Genomic DNA, 19,918 nt, shown 5'->3' on the forward strand with positions numbered 1-19,918 from the left:
CGCCGTGCCGTCGCTCTTCGCTTCTTACCTGCGCGTGTACGAACCGTTGACCGCCTTTGATCGAGACCGGCAGAGCTACTGGCGCCGTTACGTCTCGGAGGGTCGGGCGGTGGCCCCGGTCGAAGGGCCCGGCCGGCAGCGGACGGCGGTGATCGAGGCGCTGGGCGCTGGCTGGACCCGGCTGCCGGACCTGCCGGAGGAGGCGTACGTCCTGGAGACGGACGACAGCCTGCTGGTCTGCCCCTGGAACCTGCGGATCCGGGTCGCTGAGGCGGCGCTCAGCGCCCGGGACGGGGTGCCCTCGGTCCTCGCCGACGCCTTCGTGCCGCCGGTGCTCGCCGGGCAGGCCAGGGCGGTGGTTGACGACTGGCGCAGCGGCGCCCGGGTGCTGGAGCACGGGGTGCCCCGGGTGCACGAGCAGATCGCCACCTGGGGGGTGCCGCTGCGGTGGTTCGTGCTCTTCGACCCGGCTGAGCGGGACCTGGTGACCCAGCCCGGCCGGCGGGCGCTGCGCTATCGCACCGAGATCTCCAAAACCCGCCGCCGGTCGTCGCGAGCTCTGTCGGTGCTGCGCAAGTCGGTGGGCGAGGCGCCGATCACCGAGGCGGTGGAGGAGGCGGCACGCTGGCTGGAGGAGTTCCATCCGCGGTCGGTGGTGGAGCTGGACTACGGCGGCCTTGTCGACCTGCTCTCCGACGAGACGCTTTCTGCGGATGACTCGCCTGAGCTGGTCGCCAGCGGCCTCGCGGGGCTGGCGCGCGGTGAGGCCGAGGAGGCGTCCGTCGCGTACGACAAGCTGGTGGCCCGGTGGCGCGCGGTGCAGTTGTTGGAGCGGTGCAACTAGGGCATATCACCCCTAGAAGTGCTCCCAAGGTGAGTGGTGCTCGTAGTTGACGCATCACGAACCGTGATCATGAGTCCGAATAAGGTACTTTCTGCCGTGCAAAAGTCGTAAAAATCGGGCATGGTTCATCCGTCCGTCTAGGGACCTTCATCCGTTCGGCCCATGTCGGACATCGGGGACTAGCCGGACCATGGGAGACGCGTCGGCCGGCGGGACCCCGGCCGATGTCTATACACGTGGAGGAGTGACCGATGGCATCGCGAACGCACGAACCAGAGCCGCTACTCACACCGGCCGAGGTGGCGTCGATGTTCCGTGTCGACCCGAAGACGGTGACCCGGTGGGCCAAGGCTGGCAAGCTCAGTGCCATCCGCACTCTGGGTGGCCACCGTCGCTACCGCGAGTCGGAGGTCAGGGCGCTGCTGCAGGGTCAGATCCCGCAGCAGCGGCAGGGCGACTGAGCCGGCACCAGTTTTTCCGGTCAGGGGCGGTGGATCTCGATCCGCCGCCCCTTTCCATGTCCGCCGGGCTCAACGTCAGCCCGTCTCAGCGTCGCGCCTCGGCCAGCGTCACCCGGATGCCGACCGTGCCACCCTCGCCGCGGCGCAGTCGGCTGCCCAGCAGGCTCAGCCGACCGAGTAGGCGGTATTTTTGCTTGAGCAGGTCGCGGACCCGACCAATGTCACCGCCCCCGTAGATCGTCGCGTGGGCTGACACCTCCGCCCCGCGTAGCCGGCCTCGCACGTCACACGGCGCCACGGTCACCTCGCCGTTGCGGCGGATCCGCTTCACCTTGCCCGAGTCGGCCCGGGTCCAGACCGCCAACGCCTCGCCGTCGCGTACCGCCCAGACCGGGGTCGGCACCGCCCGACCGTCCTTGCGGAAGGTCGTGAGCAGGATGTATTTCTCGGCCGACAGCCTGTCCAACGTGGTCACACCGCCAGGATACGGCCGCTACGGGCCGCTGAATGGCCAGATAGCGTGAACGTCGTGACGGTGGAGCCTCTAATCGGTGACGTGATCGGTGAACTGCTGCGGGACACGCTCGCCGTGGCCACCGGGGTGGGCCCCCGACCGCTGGTCGGTGGTCGACTGCCGCGGCCGGTCATCGAGATCATCGAACGGGACGACGGTCTGATCAACGGCGCGCCGGCCGCGCACTACCTGGACGGGCCGCAGGAGTGGCAGCCGTACGACCACCGGGCGGTGGACCGGGTCCGCGGTGAGACGCTGGACATCGGCACCGGTGCCGGCCGGGTCGCGCTGCTGCTCCAGGAGCGCGGCGTACCGGTCACCGGGCTGGACACCTCCGCGGGTGCGCTGGCGGTCAGTCGGCGTCGCGGTGTCCGGCGGGTGGTGCACGGCACCGTCGACACGCACGTCGCCGATGGTCAGCGGTACGAGACGTTCCTGCTGCTCGGTAACAACCTCGGACTGTTCGAGGGCCGGGAGCGTGCCCCCGCGTTCCTGGCCGCGCTCGCCGCGCTGGCCCGACCGGGAGCGCAGATCATCGCGCACGGCACCGACCCGTACGGCACCCGCGACCCGCTGCACACCGGTTACCACGAGCGCAACCGCCGTCAGGGTCGGCTCGGCGGTCAGCTCCGGCTCCGGCTGCGCTACCGGGAGCTGAGCACCGAGTGGTTCGACTATCTGGTCTGCTCGGCCGACGAGTTCGCCGCGCTGGTGCACGGCACCGGCTGGCGGCTGACCGATGTGGACGACCGGGACGCCCCCTACTACCTGGCCACCCTGCGCCTCGCCGACTGAGCGGCGGCCCCTGAGCTCCACCGTGCAGAGCGCAGGGGCCGTCGTACAGCTCAGACCTGGACGGTCGGGGGGAGCTGCTCGGGCGGGAGGCCGCCGTCGCCGTCGACCACCTCGTCCGGGGTGCCGTCCTCGTCGATGTCGACCATGGTGATGTCCACCTTGCCGTCACCGTCGGTGTCGAACTGGAAAAGGTCGGCCTTGCCGTCGCCGTCGGTGTCCACCACCCACACGTCCGTCTTGCCGTCGTTGTTGGTGTCGGCGCGCAGCAGCTCGACCCGTTCGTCGCCCCGGGTCTCCACGATCTCCCCGTCGGTGACGCGCTCCGGTGCCTGGCTCATGTCGACTGGTCCTTCCCTCGGTTGACGGGCCGTCATTACCCGATCCGGCGCTCCCCCACGCATGGGCCGGGTCGTCGAGCTGTCTAGGGTCGCATGATGAGCGAGCGGAGCGGGCGGAACACCCGGGTCGGCGCGGCGGCGACCCCGCGCGCCGGCGGGCGGGACAGGGAGGCGTGATGAGCGATCGTTTCGTGGTCGTCGGTGCCGGCACGATGGGGCTCGGCATCGCGTACGTGGCGGCCGGGTCCGGACACGCCGTCGAGTTGGTCGAGGTGGACCCTGAGCGGGGTGCGACCGCGCTGAACCGGCTCGCCGAGCTGTGGGAGCGGGCGGTGCAGCGCGGGAAGCTGGGTGCCGACGAGGCCGCCGCGAACCGGGAGCGGGTGACGCTGCGCCCAACGCTCGCCGAGGTCGCTCCCGCTCCCGAGGTGATCGTGGAGGCGGTGCCGGAGCGGCTCGACCTGAAGCGGGCGGTGCTGCGTGACGCCGCCGCGCTGAGCCCGGCGCTGCTGGGCAGCAACACCTCCAGCATCGCCATCGGTGAGCTGGCCGTGGGGCTGGATGCGCCGGAGCGCTTCCTCGGCCTGCACTTCTTCAACCCGGTCTGGGCGATGGCGCTTCTGGAGATCGTGGTCGGCCCGGCCACCGCCGAGGAGACCACCGCCGCGGCCGTCGCGCTCGCCGGCCGCTTGGGCAAGGACCCCGTCGTCGTACGCGACCTGCCCGGCTTCGCCACCTCCCGGCTCGGGGTCACCCTCGGGCTGGAGGCGATCCGGATGGTGGCTGACGAGGTGGCCAGCCCGGCCGACATCGACAAGGCGATGGTGCTCGGCTACCGGCACCCGATCGGGCCGCTGGAGCTCACCGACCTGGTCGGCCTCGACGTGCGGCTGGACATCGCCCGCACCCTCCAGGCCGCGTACGGGGACCGCTTCGCGCCGCCGCCGCTGCTCGTGGAGATGGTGGCCGCGGGGCGGCTGGGCAAGAAGTCGGGCCACGGCTTCTACCGGTGGGAAGGCGGTGTCAAACAGTGAGCGGGCTGCGGATCGAGGAGCGGCCGGACCGGCTGGTGGTCACGCTGGACCGGCCGGAGAAGCGCAACGCCATCGACGCCGACCTGATCGCCGAGCTGCACGAGGTGTGCGCCGGGTTGGAGGCGCGCCCCCGGCTGCTGCTGCTCACCGGTGGCGCGGCGGGCATCTTCGCGGGTGGCGCCGACATCGGCCAGCTCCGCGAACGGGGCCGCGCGGACGCGCTCGCCGCGATCAACTCCGCCGCCTTCGCCCGGATCCGGGCGCTGCCGATGCCGACCGTGGCCGCCATCGACGGCCCGGCGCTGGGCGGTGGCGCGGAGCTGGCGTACGCCTGCGATCTGCGGGTGTGCACGGCGCGGGCGGTCTTCGGCCAGCCGGAGGTGCGGTTGGGCATCCTGGCCGGCGCTGGCGCGACGCACCGGCTGCCCGCGTTGATCGGTGAGGGCCGGGCCAAGGAGCTGCTCTTCACCGGCCGGCGGGTGGACGCCGCAGAGGCGCTACAAATCGGTCTGGTGAACCGGGTGGTGGACGAGCCCGGTGAGCTGCTGACGGTGGCGCACGCGCTGCTGGACGAGATTGCCCTGGGTTCGCCGCTGGCGCTGCGGCTGACCAAGTTGGCGGTGGATGCACCCGTCGCCGCGCACCCACAGCTCGATCTGGTCAGCCAGGCGGTGCTCTTCGAGGACGAGGAGAAGCACCGGCGGATGACCGAGTTCCTGGAGCGCCGCCGGACGCGGTGATCCCCAAAAGCGAAACGGCCGCACCGGCGGAATGCCGGTGCGGCCGTCGTGGTCTGCGGTCGTACTTACTGTCGGAACTGCATTCCGGAGTCGGCCATCCCACGGATCACCTGTGCGGACTCACCGAAGCCGATGATCAGTACGGCGTCCGCGCCGAAGTCCTTGATCTCCTTCGCGCTGTCGCCGAAGTCGACCGGGGGTGCCTTGGCGTCGGCCGGCGGCTCGTAGGTCATCAGCTTGAGACGGTCGCCGGGGATGCCGGCCTTCTCCAACTCCTCACGGACGGTGGCCTGAAGGCCCTCACCGTAGGAGTCCTTGCGGGCGACGATGACGATCTTCTGCGACCCGTCGCGGAGGATCACGTCGGCCAGCGCACGGCCCTGCAGGCTGTCCGGCGGTGCGGTGCGGAAGTAGAGGCCATCGTCCTCCACGTCGGTCAGGCCGGCGTCGGTGTTGGACGGCGAGAAGAGAATCTTCCCGGCCTGCACCACGTCCGGCAGCACCGCCCGGGAGATACCTGAGCCACCGGCACCGATGATCACGCTGACGCCGTCCCTCACGTGCTTGGCCACGGTCGCCTTGGCCACTGCCGGGTTGGTGCCGTCGTCGCCATCCAGCCAGGTCACCGGCTTGCCCAGCGCGCCACCAGCGGCGTTGATCTCCCTGATCGCCAACGCGGCACCGGCCGCCATCGGCGGGTAGGCGATCGACAGGTCACCGGTCTTCGGCAGCAGGCCGCCCAGGACCAGCGGCTCCTGGTCCGGGTCCCCACCCGGGCGCTGCTTCTTCGGCCTCGGCGGAGTCTTGGTGCTCGCCGCCGACTCGATGCCGGCCCCGACGAACTCGGTCTTGCCGTCGTTGATCTGCTGCCCGTCGAACGTCAGCGTGGCGTAGCTCGCGGTGGCCGGCTCACCCTTGTCGGTGAAGCCCGCCCGGGTCAGCGACACGCCGCGGTACTCGATGTCCTGCCCGTTACGGGCCAGCGCGAGGCAACTCGCCGGGTCCTCGCAGCGCTGCCCGTCGTTGGTCACACCGACGATCTGCTTCGCGATGGCAGCCGGGTCGGTGCTTGCGGCCAACTGGGCGGCGAGCACGGCGATCACTGTCGCGTCGTACGACTCGGCGGAGTACACGAAGTCCGTCACCGCCGGATTGACGGCCCACAGTCGGCTCTTGAAGTCCTCGGGCAGCGGGACGAGTGGCGTGGTGCCCTTCATCCCGTCGACGAGACTCGCGCGTTCCTTCAACTCCGCAGGATAGGAGTTGAGCATGTTGCCGTCCGCGCCGTAGAGGCGCACCTGTTGAGTGCTTGCCTCCTCGGCCTTGTCATCCCCGCAAGCGCTTGTGGCGAGCAGGATCGTCGCGCAGGCAGCCAGTGAGGCCACCCGCGAGCGGCGTGATACGAGCATGGTCGTCCTTCCTCCGGCGAAGGTCCGCTGCGCACATTAGCGTGCCGGGGTCGGCGGCGGGACCGTGGAGGTGACGCAATGCGCAGGTAGCTCGCGTTGAACACGCACAGTCACCGTCGCCGGGGGCCTTGACCGTCCCTCCTACTGTGCGCTGCGTGACGGACTTACCACAGCAGACGTTCGACGACGCGGCCGCCGTGCTCAGTTCGGCGCTCAACGGGGATGGAGACGCGGTGGTGGGAACGTTCGACGCGGTCGTCGACCGGGCCGGCCTGAGCGGCGCGTACGGGGTCGCCTGGTGCCTGGCCGCGACGATGCTCGGTGACGCGCCGGCGGCCAGCGGAGCAGCGCTGGACTTCCCGGGGATCGATCAGGCCGGTTACGACACCCGCTGGGTGGCCCGCTTCGTCAGCGCGTACGCCAACCGGGACGAACCGACCGGGGAGGCACTGTTCGGCGCCGCAGCGGCCGATGGGCTGCTCCCCGACTGCCTGCTCACGCTCGCCGGCTCGACGATCGCCACCCTGCGCAGTCGCGCCGGGTGAGCAGCCGCGCCGGGTGCTTTACGCCGCGCCGGGTGCTGTACGCCGCGCCGGGTGTTGTACCGCCGGGTCGCGGCGTCCGTCGGGGGGCGGACGCCGCGACCACGCGGGCCACTCAGAACGCGTGGTACGCGATCAGCGGCTCGTACTCGTACCGCAGGTTCTCGAAGCGGACCCGGAAGTTGACCCCGTCCCGGACATCTGTCGCCACCGTGATCCAGCCCGAGTTGGCCGGTAGGTAGGTCCAGTAGTTGCAGGCGCCTGTCTTGTCGACGAAGATCACGCACGCCTCGGTGGCGTACACGCTCGCGTTGCGGACGTTGATGTCGCGACAGCGGGTCGTGGTGCGGAACTGGCCGGCCTGACCGCCGTAGCGCCCGGTCTCGAAGTACGAGCGGACCGCCCCGCCATAGCAGGTGGCGAGCGGGGCGAAGGCGTTCGTTCCGGGGGTGGCCGGTGTGGCCGGGGCGGCCTGCGCGGGCGTGCCGGCGAAGAGCAGTGCGGTGGCCGTGGCGACGGCGAGCAGGCGAGCGGTCGGGGGTGACATGCATGCCTCCGGAGACAGTTGATTGACCGTCCGTATTGGACTGATCATCCGATCGTGACGATGATACGGATCGATCTATAGCGCCGCGGCCCCTGTGCTGTCCGACCCGTGTGGTAGCTCTGTAGGCATGTCCGAGGCCATGCTCAGCAAGGTGCGCAAGCTGCTGGCCCAGGCCGAGGACCCGGCCTGCACGCCCGCCGAGGCGGCCGCGTTCACCGCCAAGGCGACCGAGCTGATCGCCCGCTACGGCGTGGACCGGGCGCTGCTCGCCGCCCGTGACCCGACCACCGATCCGGTGGGCGACCGGGTGCTGGACATCGTCGCCCCGTACGCCCGCGACAAGGTCGGCCTGCTCGCCGCGGTCGCCGAACCACTGCGCTGCCGCTGCGTCCGCCGCCGTCAGGGCAACGGCTTCGCGCTGCACCTGTTCGGGTTCGCCAGCGACCTGGAACGGGTCGACCTGCTCTTCACCTCACTGCTCGTGCAGGCGGCCCACGGCCTGGCCGCCACTGCGGTGCCCGCGGACGACCATCCGGCCGCCTTCCGCCGGTCCTGGCTGGCCGGTTTCGCGCAGGTGATCGGTGGCCGGCTCTGGGCGGCCGAGACAGCCGCAGCCAGCGAGTCGGGCACGCCGTCGGTGGCGCTGGTGCTGGCCGACCGCTCCGATCGGGTGCAGCGACGGCTCGCCGACGAATACCCGCGGCTGCGCACCGCGCCGCCACGCCGGCTGGGCGGCACCGGCTTCGGCTCGGGTGCGGAGGCCGGTCGCCACGCGGACCTGGGTCGTCGGGACCTCGGCGGCAACGCCACCCAGGAACGGCAGCTCGGCCGCTGACCACCGCGCAACGGGCGACGGTCAGGCGGGAGCGGTCGGGCGGTGGCGCGACACCGTGGCGACGTAGCGGGTGAGCAGCTCGTGCCAGCCGGCGGTGAGCGCCTTGCGATATCCCTCGGCAGCCTCGCCGTGTCGGTCGAAATGCCGGTGCTCCAGCTCCACCCGGGTGCGCTCCGGCCCCTCGGAAACGAACAGCACCTCGACCTCGCTCGCGCGGGCCGGGTCCGGCACCGGCATCCGGTCCGGGCCGATCTGCCAGACGAAGACCAGCCGGCGCGGCGGATCCCAGATGAGCACCCGGCCCCAGTCCGCGCGGAAGCCGTACGGGCCCAGCTCGTAGAGCATGCCGCCAGCGCGCGGCTCCATGCCCAGCTCGGCGAGAGCATCGGGACCGGACCAGGTGTATTCGGTGACCCACCAGTCGGCCAGCTCGTCGGTGAAAACCCCGAACGCGTGTTCGGCCGAGCCCGGGACGAGGAGGCTGCACCGTAAGGAGAACCGGTCGATGTCCTGCCGGATGTCGGCCGGATCGGTCATCCCCTGTCCCATAGGCCCGGACCATACCGGCTGATGCCTGCGTGTGCAGCTTCGTGTGGTGCCCGGTTCCGGACAGCGGGTTGCCGAGCCGTCACGGACGGGATGCCCCGCCGGAAAGCGGGTAACCGCGCCGAGCGGTCCGACAACCGGGCCGGTGTGCAGGCGGGGCGGGAGAGCATGAGCGAGAGCGCGCAGCAGCGAGAGCCGGACCGGAACGTCGACAGCGGGGACCCCGACGTCCTGCTCGACATTCCGAAGGTCTCCGTCGACTCGATCCGGCTGGCGGTCGACGGCCTGGACGCCGACCTTTCGCTGCGGGCCCGGGTGGCCAACCTGCTCCAGGTCGACGTCGGCGTACGGGTGCACCTGAGCAGCGGCGAGCTGGACATCAACGGGGCGCACGCCGAGGCGCAGCTGCGGGTGCGGTTGGAACAGTTGACCAGGATCCTCGGGCGAGCGCTCGACACGCTCGACAACAACCCGCAGATCATCGAGGCACTCGCGCGGACGTCCGGCACCGTCACCGACGACCTGAACCGCGGCGCGCAGCAGTTGGCCGCGGTGGGTGCCTTCGCCGACCGCGCCCGTCCAAGGCCCGGTCGTCCGGGCCCGGGGCGGCCCGCGTCGGGTCCCGTTAGCTCGGAACCTGGCACCGGCGGTCCTGAGCCTCATGCCGAGGGTCCGGGACCCAGCGCCGGGGGACCCGGGTCTCATGTCGGGGGTCCGGAAGCTCACGTCGGGGGTCCGGGAGCTCACGTCGGGGGTCCTGGGCCTCATGCCGGAGGTCCGGGACCCAGCGCCGGGGGACCCGGGTCTCGAGCCGGTGGCCCTGGGGCTGGTGACGAGAAGCGACCGGAGTCCGGCGGCCCGGAGGGCCGCCACCCGGAAAGCCGCCACCCCGAGGGGCCGCGCCACCCCGAGGGGCCGGGTGAGGGGCAACGGCCGGCCGGGGCGGGTCGGGGCGCTGAGGGGCCGGCGGGGTCGCCGACCGGGCAGACCGGTGACAAACCCGATCAGTCGCCTGCCCCCGGTCCGAGCCCGTCCGGAGATGGTGACGGCGGCGGTGGTCTACCGGGAGGGGCGCACGCCGCGGCTCAGAGCGCGGCGCAGCTCGCGGAGCAGGCGGGTGAGACGCTGCGACAGGCCGGGCGCAGCGTGTGGGAGGCGATCCAGAGCGGCATGGCGCAGCACCGCCAGCAGGGGCGCCGGGACAACTGACTTCCGGCAGGGCCGAAGTGCGTCGGTGCGTAAGAGGTGCCGAACAAGCAAGATCCCCACCTGCGTTTCCGCTGGTGGGGACCTCTGTAGCCCGGCGAAAGGCTATGTGGCCAGGGGCGGGGTCGAACCGCCGACCTTCCGATTTTCAGGCACGTGCATTTCGGCAGGTCAGGAAGCCGGCGGAGGCTGCCGTGCGATTGCGCGCTTGACGCTCCTCTGATGATGGGCGCATGAGCCTGTATGACGAGGACCCGGTCACGGTCGCTTTGCGTGTGGGTGTCGTGGTCCTCAGCCTGGGCTCGCTGGTACTCGGGGTGCGTGTAGCCGTGTCACGCAGGTTTCCCGCCGCCTGGGTTCGGCTTGCACGCCTAAGGGTGGGAGAGCGGTCCCAGCCCGTGCGGGTGGGCATTGCCCAGGCCATGATCGGTGCGGGCGTGTTGATCCACCAGGCACCGTTCTTCATCTCCATGCCCCTTCCGCTTGGACGTGCCCTATTCGCGGTGTCACTGCTGTTGCTGCTGACGGCGGCGGGAGCGTTTTCGCTGCTCCGTCGCTAGCTGCGCATGGTGATGTGCCGGGGCAGTCGCGCGATGTGCCGACCGATGCCCTGGCAGCCCTCGATCGCCCAGACCCGGTGCGGCCATTGGCATCCGCCTCAACCACATGGCCGACTTCACCTACTTTGCTTCCCCCGGCACGTACCACATTCCAGCGTGTTGGGGGTCGCGAAGCCAGCGAACGCGGGATGCCTCATCGGGTCGAGGCGTCCAATCGCGGTAGGGCAGGAAGGCCAGCCGCCAAGCGATCACCGCGAAGATGAAAATGCCCGGGCCAACCAACCACAACAGCGCATCTCGCCGGCGGTAGGAAGCACCCGGCGCAAGCCAGGCCGTTGTCGCTACCGGAACTGCTATCCCGCCCAAATCAGCCAGCGGGCCGTTACCCACCTTGGCCTTGATCAGCTCCCGGATGAGGAGGGACGGCACTGTCACCCCGAGCACGAGCAGCACCGCGATCAACGTGCGCGGTAGGCGGCCGAGCGGCCGGCGGGAGCTGGGTGCGTCATCGGCCATGACCCGGAGGATACGAAAGGATCCGCGCAGCTATCGGTACGCGTGTTTGCCGGTCCTGCGCATCGCAAGCCATCCCGCCGCAAGAGACAGGAAGACCACGCCCTGCTGAGGCGCGATGAGCCAGAACCAATCTTCGTTCCGGAAAAACAGGACCAGGTGCGCCAGCGACAGCAGGGCGACGCCGGCAGCGCCGAAGTAGCCTGCGAAGGCAGCTCGGGGCAGGTTGGCAGCCGCCCCCCATGCCTGTCGGCTAGGGTGCCGACCTTTCATGCCGACGAGGATCACGGCATGAGCGAAGACGACGGCCCCCGCGCACCCTGCGGCGACGATGACTGCCCCAAGCACCGCTCTGCCAAGCATTCGGCCACTCTGGCACAGAGGGTCAACGGTTCCAATGGGGCTGGAGGCTCCACGCGCAGCAAGGGCCAGGGCCATCCGTGCGATCCCCGTGCGACAAGGGTTGGCCATCAGCGGGATTCCGGGGTCAACGAGGGTCAGAACGGATAGACGGCCCCGGGGCGCAAAGCAGAGCGCCGGCCGGCGTTTCCGCTGGTCGGCGCTCCTGTAGCCCGGCGAAAGGCTATGTGGCCAGGGGCGGGGTCGAACCGCCGACCTTCCGATTTTCAGTCGGACGCTCGTACCAACTGAGCTACCTGGCCGTATCGCTCGGTTCATGCTACCCGGCAACCGGACGAACCGGCGGCAGGGAGACATGCTCCGGTACGCAGAACGCCGCGCGAGGCGCGGCGTCAGCGCTGCGGTCCTGACGGGACTTGAACCCGCGACCTCCGCCTTGACAGGGCGGCGAGCACTCCAACTGCTCCACAGGACCTAGCTTGTGTTGCTCCGGCTTGCGCCGGTCGTGCCCCCAACGGGATTCGAACCCGTGCTACCGCCTTGAAAGGGCGGCGTCCTGGGCCGCTAGACGATGAGGGCGGCCCCGCCATCATTGCACACTCGCAACTTCAAGCGGACTTGCTCCCATCCGGCCCCGCCGGAGGCTCCGAAAGCATACGTGATGCTCGGTCGGTCGACAAAATCGGTATCGGCAAGGGCTTGGACGGAGGTAAAACCGCAGGTCGGGGCCGGTCTAGCGGAGTCGGGCAATGCCGAAGCGTTGCTTCAGGTCGGCGATCAGGTGGGGGCAGGCGGCGAGCGTCGCGGCGCGGTTGCCGCCACCGTCGTGCAGCAGCACGACAGCACCGGGGCGGGCGGCGGCGTGCACCCGCTTTCCGATCGTGGCGGCGCTCGGCTTGTTCCAGTCCTGCGGGTCGACAGACCAGTGCAGCGGGTGCATGCCGAGGCTCTTCGCCACCGCCAGCACCTCCGGCGTCCAACGGCCGCCCGGCTGCCGATAGAAGGACACCTTCGCACCGGGAGCCGCCGCCTCGATGGCCTTGTTGGTGCGGGCCAGGTCGGCCCGGATCTCGGCGACAGGTCTCCGGGCCAGGTCGAGGTCGTGCCGCCAGCTGTGGTTGCAGAGCTGGTGTCCCTCACGGATGATCCGCCGGACCAGCTCCGGGTGGCGCTGCACCTCGCGACCGACGACGCAGAAGGTGGCGGTCACCTTGGCAGCCCGCAGTTGGTCGAGCACCTTGGGCGTCCAGGCCGGGCTGGGCCCGTCGTCGAAGGTCAGGGCCACCGGACGTACGCCGGTGTTGCGCTGCAGGCCGGCCGGGAGCTTGGGCGGCAGTGGCCGCAGCGCCGGCTTGGTGATGGTGGGGCGCGGCGACGGGGTGGGGGCGGGCGGCATGGCCGATTCCACCGGCTGTGGCGCGCGGGCGGGTGCGATGGTGCGGTCCGGCTGGGCACAGCCGGACAAGACCAGCGCCACGGCGAGGACGGACGCCAGGACGGCGCGGGCTTGCATCTGCTCGCTCCCGGAGGGGTCGTCGGGGTAGACGGACCTACCCGACGGTAGTTCACGACTCCAGCGGGCGACAATGCGGTCAGTCACGCCTCGGCTGGTCGAGGGAGTCGCGGACCGCGGCGGCGAGCGAGACCGCCTCGGCCAGATCGACCGGTCGTACCACCCCGGTGAGCAGCGAGTCGGCTCGCCAACCGGGACCCGCGGCGAGCACCAGCAACGGGCGGCGGGGCGCCGCGAGCAGCGCGCTGAGCTGGGCTGGGTCGGCGGTGGCTCGGGTGTGCGACCAGAGCACCACGGCGGCCGGTCCGGTCCGGTTGACCGCCTCGACGAGTGCGTTCACCGGCACCCGGGCGCCGAGCATCCGGTAGCTGACCCCGGCCTCCGCGAGCGCGGCGGCCAACGCCTCCAGCGGCAGGGTGTGCTGCTCCTCGTCGGCGCAGGAGAGCAGGATCCGGGCCGGTCCGGTGGGAACCTTGGCCCGGCTGGCCGCCGCGAGAGCCTCTGAGACGCAGCGGGACACCAGGTGTTCCACCTCGATCAGGCCGGCGGTGGCGGCGTGGCGTTCGCCGATGCCGGCGAGCACCGGGCGCAGCAGACCCTCCCAGGTGGCGACGACCCCGCCGGTAGCCAGAGCGTGCGCGATCGCCTCGCTGATCGCCGCCGCGTCCAGCCGCATGGCGGCCCTGGCCAGCCCGCGGGCTGCCGGGCCGGCGCGACCCACCGGGATGGTTCCACCGCCGTCGCGGCCGGGTGGATGGATCCGCCCGGGGGCGGCGGTGCCGGTGGGCATCGGATCCGGTGCCTGCCGGGCCCAGCGGGCCGCCTCGGCGGGGCTGACCCCCTCGGCGGTGAGCCGTCGCATGATCTCGAGACGGGCCAGGTCGGTCGGCGTGTACCGGCGGTGGTGACCGGGGACGTGCTCGCTGGGCCCGAGCCCGTAGCGCTGGTGCCAGGTGCGCAGGGTCGTCACCGCGACCCCCAGCCGGCGTGCGACGGCGCCCGCGCTCAGCGCCTCATCGACCACCCGGCCGCTCCGCCGTGTCATCCGCCGACGAACCAGGCGGGGTCACGGCCTGGCCGGATGCGTCCGACGTGACCCCCGAGGGGCGCAGCAGCCGGTTCACCACCCCGCCCAGCCAGGGCGCGTACGACCGGGGGTCGCGGTTGAGCTCGGCCTCCAGCGCGGTGGGATCGGCCCAGCGCAGCTCGGCCACCTCATCCGGGTCGGGCAGGAGCGGGGCCGCGGGCAGGAACTCGCCGCGCAGCACGTGGTCGTACTCGAATTCGACGCGACCGGTCGCCGGGTCCTCGGCGTAGTAGACGTAGACGCCGACCTCGGTCAGCTCGACCGGGCCCGCGCCCAACTCCTCGCGCAGCCGCAGGTTGGCCGCCTCGGCGAGCGACTCGCCGGGCCGGGGGTGACCGCAGCAGGAGTTGGCCCAGCGCAGCGGGAACCGGGTCTTGACGGCGGCCCGGCGCTGGAGCAGGACCTGGCCGTCCGGGTCCACCAGCAGCACCGAGAATGCCCGGTGCAGCTGCCCCGGTGGCTGGTGTGCCGCCGCGACGGTCGTCTCGCCGTGGGCCTTGCCGGTCTCGTCGACAAGCTCGACGAGGTGCTGCTCGCGGCTGCTCATCGGTCTTCTCCGGTGATTCGGCCGGCGGCGAGCTTGCCGGAGATGAGCACCATCGGTACGCCGACCCCGGGCTGGGTCCCGGAGCCGACGAAGACCACGTTCGACAGGTCACGGTGCAGGTTCGACGGGCGGAACGGGCCGGTCTGGAAGAGGGTGTGGGCGGCGGCGAACGGTGTGCCTGCGGCCATCCCCTGCTCTTCCCACTCGGCGGGCGTGATCGCGCGCAGCACCTCGACCCCGGTGCCGAAACCGACGTAGCCGCGCTCCTCCAGGGTGCCGATCAGCTGGTCGCTGTAGCGCTGGGTCAGGTCGCCGCGCCACTCGAACGGTGCCCGGTGCAGGTTGGGCACCGGGGCGAGCACGTAATAGGTGTGCCGGTCCGGTGGGGCCACCGAGGGGTCGGTCCGGCTCGGATTGGTCACCAGCAGTGACGGGTCGGTCATCAGCTCGCCCCGCCGGATGACCTCATCGAAGGTGCCCTTCCACGCGCGTCCGAAATGGATGTTGTGATGAGCGATCTTTTCATATGCCTGTCGGGAGCCGACGTGCAGAACGACGCAGGACGGCGAGTAGGTGAGCCGGCGCTGCGGCGCGGCGGGGAGCAGGTCCCGGTAGGCGACCGGCAGGTCGGGGTTGAGCACCACCACGTCCGCCGGCACCAGTTCGCCGTCGGCGGTGAGCACACCGGTGGCGCGGCCGTGCGCGGTCTCCACCCGGGTCACGGTGGTGTCGTACCGGATCTGGACGCCGTGCTTCTCCGCTGCGCCGGCCATCGCCTCGGAGACCGCGTGGATGCCGCCGCGCGGGAAGTAGACACCGGCCACCGAGTCGAGGTACGCGATGACCGCGTAGATGGCCAGCGCGTCGTGCGGCGCGAGGCCGGCGTACATCGCCTGGAAGGAGAAGATCCGCTGGGTACGCGGGTCCCGGAAGAATTGGTTGATCTTTGTCTGGAGGCGCCGGAAGGCCCCGCCGGTGAGCAGCCTGAGCAGGTTGCCGGTGATCAGGTCGGTCGGGGCGTCCAGGTTGCGCTCGATGAAGTCGGCCCGCTCCAGGCGCCACAGCTTTCGCGCGTAGTCGACGAAGCGCAGGTAGCCGTCGGCCTCGCGTGGCCCGCAGACCCGGGCGATCTCGGCCGCCATCCGAGTGGTGTCGGTGAGCACGTCGAGGGTCGAGCCGTCCGGGTAGTACGCACGGTAGGCAGGGTCGAGTGGGGTCAGGTCGAGCCAGTCGTCCAACTCCTCACCGACCGCGCCGAGCGCCTCGGCGATCAGGTCGGGCATGGTGAGCACGGTCGGGCCGGTGTCGAACTCGTAGCCGTCCACGGAGAGCCGGCCGGCTCTCCCGCCGGGCACCGGCTCGCGCTCCAGCACGGTCACCTGTCGGCCGCTGCCCGCCAGGTGCAGCGCGCAGGCGAGCCCGCCCAGCCCGGCCCCGACGACCACCACCCGGTCCGTCCGTCCTGTCACCGTCCGCACGTGACCACCTCCTCGAGAAAGTCGTTCATCAGGCCCGCCGGTTGGTAGCGGCAACGGCCAGCCCGGTCAGCGCGGTCCGCGCCGTCCGGTCCAGGGGCGCGGTATCGAGCGCGGCCAGCGCGTCGCTCACGCGCTCGGCGATCATCCGCTCCACCCGGGTCACCGCGCCGGTCTCGGCGACAAGTTCGGCGAGCCGGTCGACCGGTCCGTCGCCGGCCTGCTCCAACGCCCTGAGCTGCGCCGGCGTGGCCAGCCTCCGGGCCAGCATGAGCAGTGTGGTCGGCTTGCCGGTGCGGAGGTCGTCACCGGCCGGCTTGCCAGTGGTGGCCGGGTCGCCGTAGACCCCGAGCAGGTCGTCGCGGAGCTGGAACGCCTCGCCGACGGCGAGGCCATAGCGGGTGTACGCGGGGACCAGCGAATCGTCGCCGGGCACCCCGGCCAGGCGGGCCCCGAAGAGCAGTGGTCGCTGGACGGTGTAGCTGGCGGTCTTGTAGCGGGCCACCCGCAGCGCGCGGTCGACCGACCAGTGGGCCGGGTCGTTCTCGCCGAGCACGTCGAGATACTGCCCGGCGACCGTCTCCACCCGCATCTGGTCGTAGCAGCGGCGAACCTCGAACAGTCGGGCCGGTGGCACCGTGGCGTGGGCCAGCAACCGATCGGCCCAGACCATGCAGAGGTCGCCGATGAGCACGGCGACGGCTTCGCCGAACCGGCCGGGATCACCCCGGTGGCCTGCGGCGATGTGCTGCTCAGCGAGCGCGACGTGCACGGTGGGCCGGTTGCGGCGGGTGGCGGACGCGTCCATCACGTCGTCGTGCACCAGCGCGAAGGTGTGCAGCAACTCCAGTGCGGCCAGTGCGGGCAGCACGGGCGGCAGTGCCTCGGCGCCGCCGACCGCCCCGCGCCAACCCCAGTAGGCGAACGTGGACCGGATCCGCTTGCCGCCGACAAGGACGGCCTCCCGCGCGGTGGCGGCGAAGCTGCCCATCGACGCGTCGATCTCGGTGAGGGAGTCGACCTCGGCGGTGAGGAAGGTGGCCAGCGTCTCGTCGATCGCCGTGACCAGATCGTGGGTGTACGCGGCCAGGACGGCGCGGATCGGGTCGTCCCCTTCGCCCGACACCGCCGCCAGGCGGGTCGCATTGCCCGCAAGTGCGTCGTTGGCCATGCGGCTGAGCGTACCCTAGGGTACGAGTTGCGTCGATTGGTGCGTCGATAAATGAGGAGGGCCGGTGGACACAGATCTCACCGCTGCCTATGACCGGTGCCGGGAGCTGCACAAACATCACGGCCGCACCTACTATCTCGCCACCCGACTGCTTCCCGCTTGGAAAAGACGGCATGTGCACGCGCTCTACGGGTTCACCCGGTACGCCGACGAGATCGTCGACCGCACCGGGGACCTGCCGCCGGCCGAGCGGGCCGCCCGCCTCGACGACTGGGCCAGCCAGTTCGTGGCCGGCCTGCACGGTGCGCCCGTCGATGACCCGCTGCTGCCCGCCGTGCTGCACACCATCGCCGTCTTCGATCTCGACCGGAACGATTTTGCGTCGTTTCTGACGAGCATGGCGATGGACCTGACCGTCACCGCGTACCCGACCTACGACCACCTGCTCGACTACATGGAGGGTTCGGCGGCCGTCATCGGCACCATGATGCTGCCGATCCTGGGCACCTCCGACCCGGCGGCGGCACGGGAGCCGGCGCGACACCTCGGCTTCGCCTTCCAGCTCACCAATTTCATCCGGGACGTCGCCGAGGACCTCGACCGGGGCCGCACCTACCTGCCGGACGAGGACCTGGCGAAGTTCGGGATCACCCGCGACGAGCTGCTCGAGGCCCGCACCCGGGGCCGCGGCACGCCCCAGATCCGCGAGCTGATCGACTACGAGGTGACCCGTGCTCAGGCGCACTACGCCGCCGCCGCGCCGGGCATCACCATGCTGGCGCCGGCCTCGCAGGCCTGCATGCGCACCGCGTACGCGCTCTATGGCGGCATCCTCGACGAAGTGGCCGCGCAGGACTACGACGTCTTCGTCCGGCGGGCCCTGGTGCCGCAACGGCGCCGAATGGCGGTGGCCGCCCGCGCCCTGCTCACCTCGGCCGGTACCCCCGTCACCATCCCCGGCCCGAAAGGAAGGGCACCTTATTAACGCCTGGTGATCTACAAGGGACCCTTCCTAACAGTTGATCACAAGCACGAGTGCAGCGCCTCGACGAGCTCGTCGACCCGGTCGTGCTCGGCCAGGCGGGCAGTGGCGTACGCGAAGGCAAACCCGCGCTCCGGGTCGGTCCCATCGCTGGCTCCGGCGCTGGTGCGGGAGCCGCCGACGAGGTCGATCACCGGGTGGCCGTCGTACCAGACGGTCAGGCTGGCACCGGTCTCCCGACCGGCGGCAAGCAGGTCGTGGAAGCAGTCCCGGACCGGGGCGAAGCGTGTGTGCATCCGGCCACCGTAGGCGCTCCGGCCCGGCGGGCGCTCTGCCTTTCCTCCGACCCCGGTGGCCGGGGCGGCGCCGCTGGGGGATGCTGTCGGGATGGCGGAACCGGAGCTGGTGGATGTGGTCGTGATCGGGCTCGGGGTCGGCGGCGAGGAGGTCGCTGGGCGGCTTGCCGAGGCCGGTCTGAGCGTCGTCGGCGTCGAACGGGACCTGGTCGGCGGGGAGTGCCCGTACTGGGGCTGCATCCCGAGCAAGATGATGATCAGAGCGGCCAATGCGCTCGCCGAGGCGCGCCGGGTCGACGGACTGGCAGGGACGGCGCAGGTCCAGCCGGACTGGGCGCCGGTGGCGAAACGGATCCGCGAGGAGGCCACCGACACCTGGGACGACACGGTCGCGGTGCAGCGGTTCACCGGCAAGGGCGGCCGGTTCGTCCGGGGCAGCGGCCGGCTCGACGGTCCGGGCCGGGTCCGCGTCGGTGACCAGGTGTTCCAGGCCCGGCACGGGGTCGTGCTGGGCACCGGCACCCGTCCGTCCGTGCCGCCGATCGACGGCCTGGCCGACACGCCGTACTGGACCAACCACCAGGCGACCGAGGTCGAGCAGCTGCCGGAGTCGCTGCTGGTGCTCGGTGGCGGCGCGATCGGGTTGGAGCTGTCCCAGGTCTTCGCACGGTTCGGAGTGCGGGTCACGGTCGTGGAGGCGCTGGACCGGGTGCTGGCCGTCGAGGAGCCGGAGGCGTCCGAGGTCGCTGCCGCGGCGCTGCGCGCCGACGGCGTGGAGATCCACACCGGGGTACGCGCCGAGCGGGTCGAGCACGACGGGACACGGTTCACCCTGCGCGGTGGCGGCGGGGCGGAGTTCACCGCCGACCGCCTGCTGGTGGTGACCGGCCGCCGGGCACATCTGGACGAGTTGGGGCTGGACACGGTCGGCGTCGACGCCACGCAGCGCTATCTGCCGGTGGACGACCGGCTGCATGTGACCGATGGCATCTGGGCGGTCGGCGACGTGACCGGCGAGGGGGCGTTCACCCACATCGCCATGTATCAGGCGGCGATCGTGATCGCCGACGTGCTGGCCCGCGCCCGGCAGGCGAAGGCGGGAGCGGACGGCAGCGGAACCGCCAGCGTGGTCGGCGGCGCGATGGGCGCGTCCAGCTCGTTGGCCGCCAGTGGGTCGAGCGGGTCGGCCGGCACCGTCCCGCGCGCCGACTACCGTGCGTTGCCTCGGGTGACCTTCACCGACCCCGAGGTCGGCGCGGTCGGGCTGACCGAGCGGCAGGCCCGCGAGCGCGGCATCAACGTGCAGGTTGGTTTCACCAAGCTCGGCAGCTCGACCCGGGGCTGGATCCACCAGGTCGGCGACGAGGGTTTCATCAAGCTCATCGCGGATGCCGATCAGGGCGTGCTGATCGGCGCCACCTCGGTCGGCCCGGCCGGCGGCGAGGTGCTTTCCGCGCTGGTGGTGGCCGTGCACGCGGCGGTGCCGTTGAGTCAGCTCCGGCACATGATCTACGCGTACCCGACCTTCCACCGAGCCATCGAGGAGGCGCTGCGCAACCTGTCCTGACGGTAGGTCGCGGGCAAGACGCGGCAGCCAGGCCGC

The 19,918-nt window shown here is 71.3% G+C and carries 24 protein-coding genes, 3 tRNA genes and 1 pseudogene; 11 read left to right on the top strand and 17 right to left on the bottom strand.

Annotated features, from left to right (window positions below):
* Positions 1-4: 4 nt before the first annotated feature.
* Both OG811_RS11670 and OG811_RS11675 read left to right on the top strand, forming a co-directional pair.
* Complete coding sequence (locus OG811_RS11670) at positions 5-844, top strand: hypothetical protein (RefSeq protein WP_406075668.1); 840 nt, start codon at positions 5-7, stop codon at positions 842-844.
* A gap of 251 nt (positions 845-1,095) precedes the next feature.
* The gene (locus OG811_RS11675; RefSeq protein WP_007073996.1) at positions 1,096-1,305 is read left to right on the top strand and encodes a BldC family transcriptional regulator; all 210 of its coding nucleotides are present in this window, start codon (positions 1,096-1,098) and stop codon (positions 1,303-1,305) included.
* 85 nt (positions 1,306-1,390) lie between these two features.
* On the opposite strand, the gene OG811_RS11680 is transcribed toward OG811_RS11675, so the two are convergent.
* On the bottom strand, positions 1,391-1,780 hold the full coding sequence (locus OG811_RS11680) for a PPOX class F420-dependent oxidoreductase (protein WP_406074087.1): 390 nt from the start codon (positions 1,778-1,780) through the stop codon (positions 1,391-1,393).
* A gap of 54 nt (positions 1,781-1,834) precedes the next feature.
* Between OG811_RS11680 and OG811_RS11685 the strand changes: the two genes are divergently transcribed.
* On the top strand, positions 1,835-2,614 hold the full coding sequence (locus tag OG811_RS11685; protein WP_406074089.1) for a methyltransferase domain-containing protein: 780 nt from the start codon (positions 1,835-1,837) through the stop codon (positions 2,612-2,614).
* A 50-nt stretch (positions 2,615-2,664) separates the two neighbouring features.
* Here the strand turns inward: OG811_RS11685 and OG811_RS11690 are convergent, their stop codons facing one another.
* Positions 2,665-2,952 (bottom strand): hypothetical protein, encoded by a 288-nt coding sequence (locus OG811_RS11690; protein WP_406074090.1) that lies wholly within the window; start codon positions 2,950-2,952, stop codon positions 2,665-2,667.
* A 176-nt stretch (positions 2,953-3,128) separates the two neighbouring features.
* Between OG811_RS11690 and OG811_RS11695 the strand changes: the two genes are divergently transcribed.
* A complete protein-coding gene (locus OG811_RS11695) occupies positions 3,129-3,986 on the top strand; it encodes a 3-hydroxyacyl-CoA dehydrogenase family protein (protein ID WP_406074092.1) in 858 nt (285 codons plus the stop codon).
* Positions 3,983-4,726, top strand: coding sequence for an enoyl-CoA hydratase/isomerase family protein (locus tag OG811_RS11700; protein WP_406074094.1), 744 nt, complete (start codon positions 3,983-3,985; stop codon positions 4,724-4,726). Before OG811_RS11695 ends, OG811_RS11700 begins: the two co-directional genes overlap by 4 nt.
* 65 nt (positions 4,727-4,791) lie before the next feature.
* Here OG811_RS11700 and OG811_RS11705 read toward each other — a convergent pair whose 3' ends face one another.
* On the bottom strand, positions 4,792-6,135 hold the full coding sequence (locus tag OG811_RS11705) for an ABC transporter substrate-binding protein (protein ID WP_406074096.1): 1,344 nt from the start codon (positions 6,133-6,135) through the stop codon (positions 4,792-4,794).
* A gap of 155 nt (positions 6,136-6,290) precedes the next feature.
* Here OG811_RS11705 and OG811_RS11710 point away from each other — a divergent pair, with 155 nt between their 5' ends.
* Positions 6,291-6,680 carry a hypothetical protein gene (locus OG811_RS11710; protein WP_406074097.1) on the top strand — a complete coding sequence of 130 codons (390 nt, stop codon included), beginning with the start codon at positions 6,291-6,293 and terminating at the stop codon, positions 6,678-6,680.
* Between the two features lie 112 nt (positions 6,681-6,792).
* On the opposite strand, the gene OG811_RS11715 is transcribed toward OG811_RS11710, so the two are convergent.
* On the bottom strand, positions 6,793-7,224 hold the full coding sequence (locus tag OG811_RS11715; protein WP_406074099.1) for a hypothetical protein: 432 nt from the start codon (positions 7,222-7,224) through the stop codon (positions 6,793-6,795).
* A 127-nt stretch (positions 7,225-7,351) separates the two neighbouring features.
* Here OG811_RS11715 and OG811_RS11720 point away from each other — a divergent pair, with 127 nt between their 5' ends.
* Positions 7,352-8,059 (top strand): DUF2786 domain-containing protein, encoded by a 708-nt coding sequence (locus OG811_RS11720; protein ID WP_406074101.1) that lies wholly within the window; start codon positions 7,352-7,354, stop codon positions 8,057-8,059.
* A 21-nt stretch (positions 8,060-8,080) separates the two neighbouring features.
* Here the strand turns inward: OG811_RS11720 and OG811_RS11725 are convergent, their stop codons facing one another.
* Positions 8,081-8,608 carry an SRPBCC family protein gene (locus OG811_RS11725; RefSeq protein WP_406074103.1) on the bottom strand — a complete coding sequence of 176 codons (528 nt, stop codon included), beginning with the start codon at positions 8,606-8,608 and terminating at the stop codon, positions 8,081-8,083.
* 165 nt (positions 8,609-8,773) lie between these two features.
* Between OG811_RS11725 and OG811_RS11730 the strand changes: the two genes are divergently transcribed.
* The gene (locus OG811_RS11730; RefSeq protein WP_406074105.1) at positions 8,774-9,814 is read left to right on the top strand and encodes a hypothetical protein; all 1,041 of its coding nucleotides are present in this window, start codon (positions 8,774-8,776) and stop codon (positions 9,812-9,814) included.
* A 168-nt stretch (positions 9,815-9,982) separates the two neighbouring features.
* Here OG811_RS11730 and OG811_RS11735 read toward each other — a convergent pair.
* A pseudogene (locus OG811_RS11735) lies at positions 9,983-10,036 on the bottom strand (hypothetical protein); the annotation flags it as partial.
* Between the two features lie 8 nt (positions 10,037-10,044).
* Between OG811_RS11735 and OG811_RS11740 the strand changes: the two are divergent.
* Positions 10,045-10,371 carry a hypothetical protein gene (locus OG811_RS11740; RefSeq protein WP_406074106.1) on the top strand — a complete coding sequence of 109 codons (327 nt, stop codon included), beginning with the start codon at positions 10,045-10,047 and terminating at the stop codon, positions 10,369-10,371.
* Positions 10,372-10,491: 120 nt separating this feature from the next.
* Here OG811_RS11740 and OG811_RS11745 read toward each other — a convergent pair whose 3' ends face one another.
* The 10 genes from OG811_RS11745 to OG811_RS11790 all read right to left on the bottom strand — a co-directional run bounded on the left by OG811_RS11745 (position 10,492) and on the right by OG811_RS11790 (position 17,037).
* The gene (locus tag OG811_RS11745; protein ID WP_406074108.1) at positions 10,492-10,887 is read right to left on the bottom strand and encodes a hypothetical protein; all 396 of its coding nucleotides are present in this window, start codon (positions 10,885-10,887) and stop codon (positions 10,492-10,494) included.
* A gap of 30 nt (positions 10,888-10,917) precedes the next feature.
* A complete protein-coding gene (locus tag OG811_RS11750; RefSeq protein ID WP_406074109.1) occupies positions 10,918-11,172 on the bottom strand; it encodes a hypothetical protein in 255 nt (84 codons plus the stop codon).
* Between the two features lie 300 nt (positions 11,173-11,472).
* Positions 11,473-11,546, bottom strand: a tRNA-Phe gene (locus OG811_RS11755).
* A 99-nt stretch (positions 11,547-11,645) separates the two neighbouring features.
* A tRNA-Asp gene (locus OG811_RS11760) sits at positions 11,646-11,719 on the bottom strand.
* Between the two features lie 31 nt (positions 11,720-11,750).
* A tRNA-Glu gene (locus tag OG811_RS11765) sits at positions 11,751-11,823 on the bottom strand.
* Between the two features lie 154 nt (positions 11,824-11,977).
* Positions 11,978-12,757: a polysaccharide deacetylase family protein gene (locus OG811_RS11770; RefSeq protein WP_406074111.1), complete on the bottom strand. Its 780-nt coding sequence runs from the start codon at positions 12,755-12,757 to the stop codon at positions 11,978-11,980.
* A 79-nt stretch (positions 12,758-12,836) separates the two neighbouring features.
* Positions 12,837-13,781 carry a MerR family transcriptional regulator gene (locus OG811_RS11775; RefSeq protein ID WP_406075670.1) on the bottom strand — a complete coding sequence of 315 codons (945 nt, stop codon included), beginning with the start codon at positions 13,779-13,781 and terminating at the stop codon, positions 12,837-12,839.
* The gene (idi, locus tag OG811_RS11780; RefSeq protein ID WP_406074113.1) at positions 13,771-14,391 is read right to left on the bottom strand and encodes an isopentenyl-diphosphate Delta-isomerase; all 621 of its coding nucleotides are present in this window, start codon (positions 14,389-14,391) and stop codon (positions 13,771-13,773) included. Before idi ends, OG811_RS11775 begins: the two co-directional genes overlap by 11 nt.
* A complete protein-coding gene (gene crtI / locus OG811_RS11785) occupies positions 14,388-15,869 on the bottom strand; it encodes a phytoene desaturase family protein (protein WP_406074114.1) in 1,482 nt (493 codons plus the stop codon). Before crtI ends, idi begins: the two co-directional genes overlap by 4 nt.
* Before the next feature lie 28 nt (positions 15,870-15,897).
* Positions 15,898-17,037 (bottom strand): polyprenyl synthetase family protein, encoded by a 1,140-nt coding sequence (locus OG811_RS11790; protein WP_406074116.1) that lies wholly within the window; start codon positions 17,035-17,037, stop codon positions 15,898-15,900.
* Positions 17,038-17,101: 64 nt separating this feature from the next.
* On the opposite strand from OG811_RS11790, the gene OG811_RS11795 reads away from it, so the two are divergent.
* Positions 17,102-18,022, top strand: a complete 921-nt coding sequence (locus tag OG811_RS11795) for a phytoene/squalene synthase family protein (protein ID WP_406074117.1) — start codon at positions 17,102-17,104, stop codon at positions 18,020-18,022.
* Between the two features lie 38 nt (positions 18,023-18,060).
* Here the strand turns inward: OG811_RS11795 and OG811_RS11800 are convergent, their stop codons facing one another.
* On the bottom strand, positions 18,061-18,315 hold the full coding sequence (locus tag OG811_RS11800) for a hypothetical protein (RefSeq protein ID WP_406074119.1): 255 nt from the start codon (positions 18,313-18,315) through the stop codon (positions 18,061-18,063).
* A gap of 91 nt (positions 18,316-18,406) precedes the next feature.
* Between OG811_RS11800 and OG811_RS11805 the strand changes: the two genes are divergently transcribed.
* Entirely contained in the window at positions 18,407-19,882 is a 1,476-nt protein-coding gene (locus tag OG811_RS11805) for a dihydrolipoyl dehydrogenase family protein (RefSeq protein ID WP_406074120.1), read from the top strand.
* Positions 19,883-19,918: the final 36 nt, after the last annotated feature.

This window comes from Micromonospora sp. NBC_01638, from assembly GCF_045209745.1.
In the GTDB taxonomy this organism is placed as follows: Bacteria; Actinomycetota; Actinomycetes; order Mycobacteriales; family Micromonosporaceae; genus Micromonospora.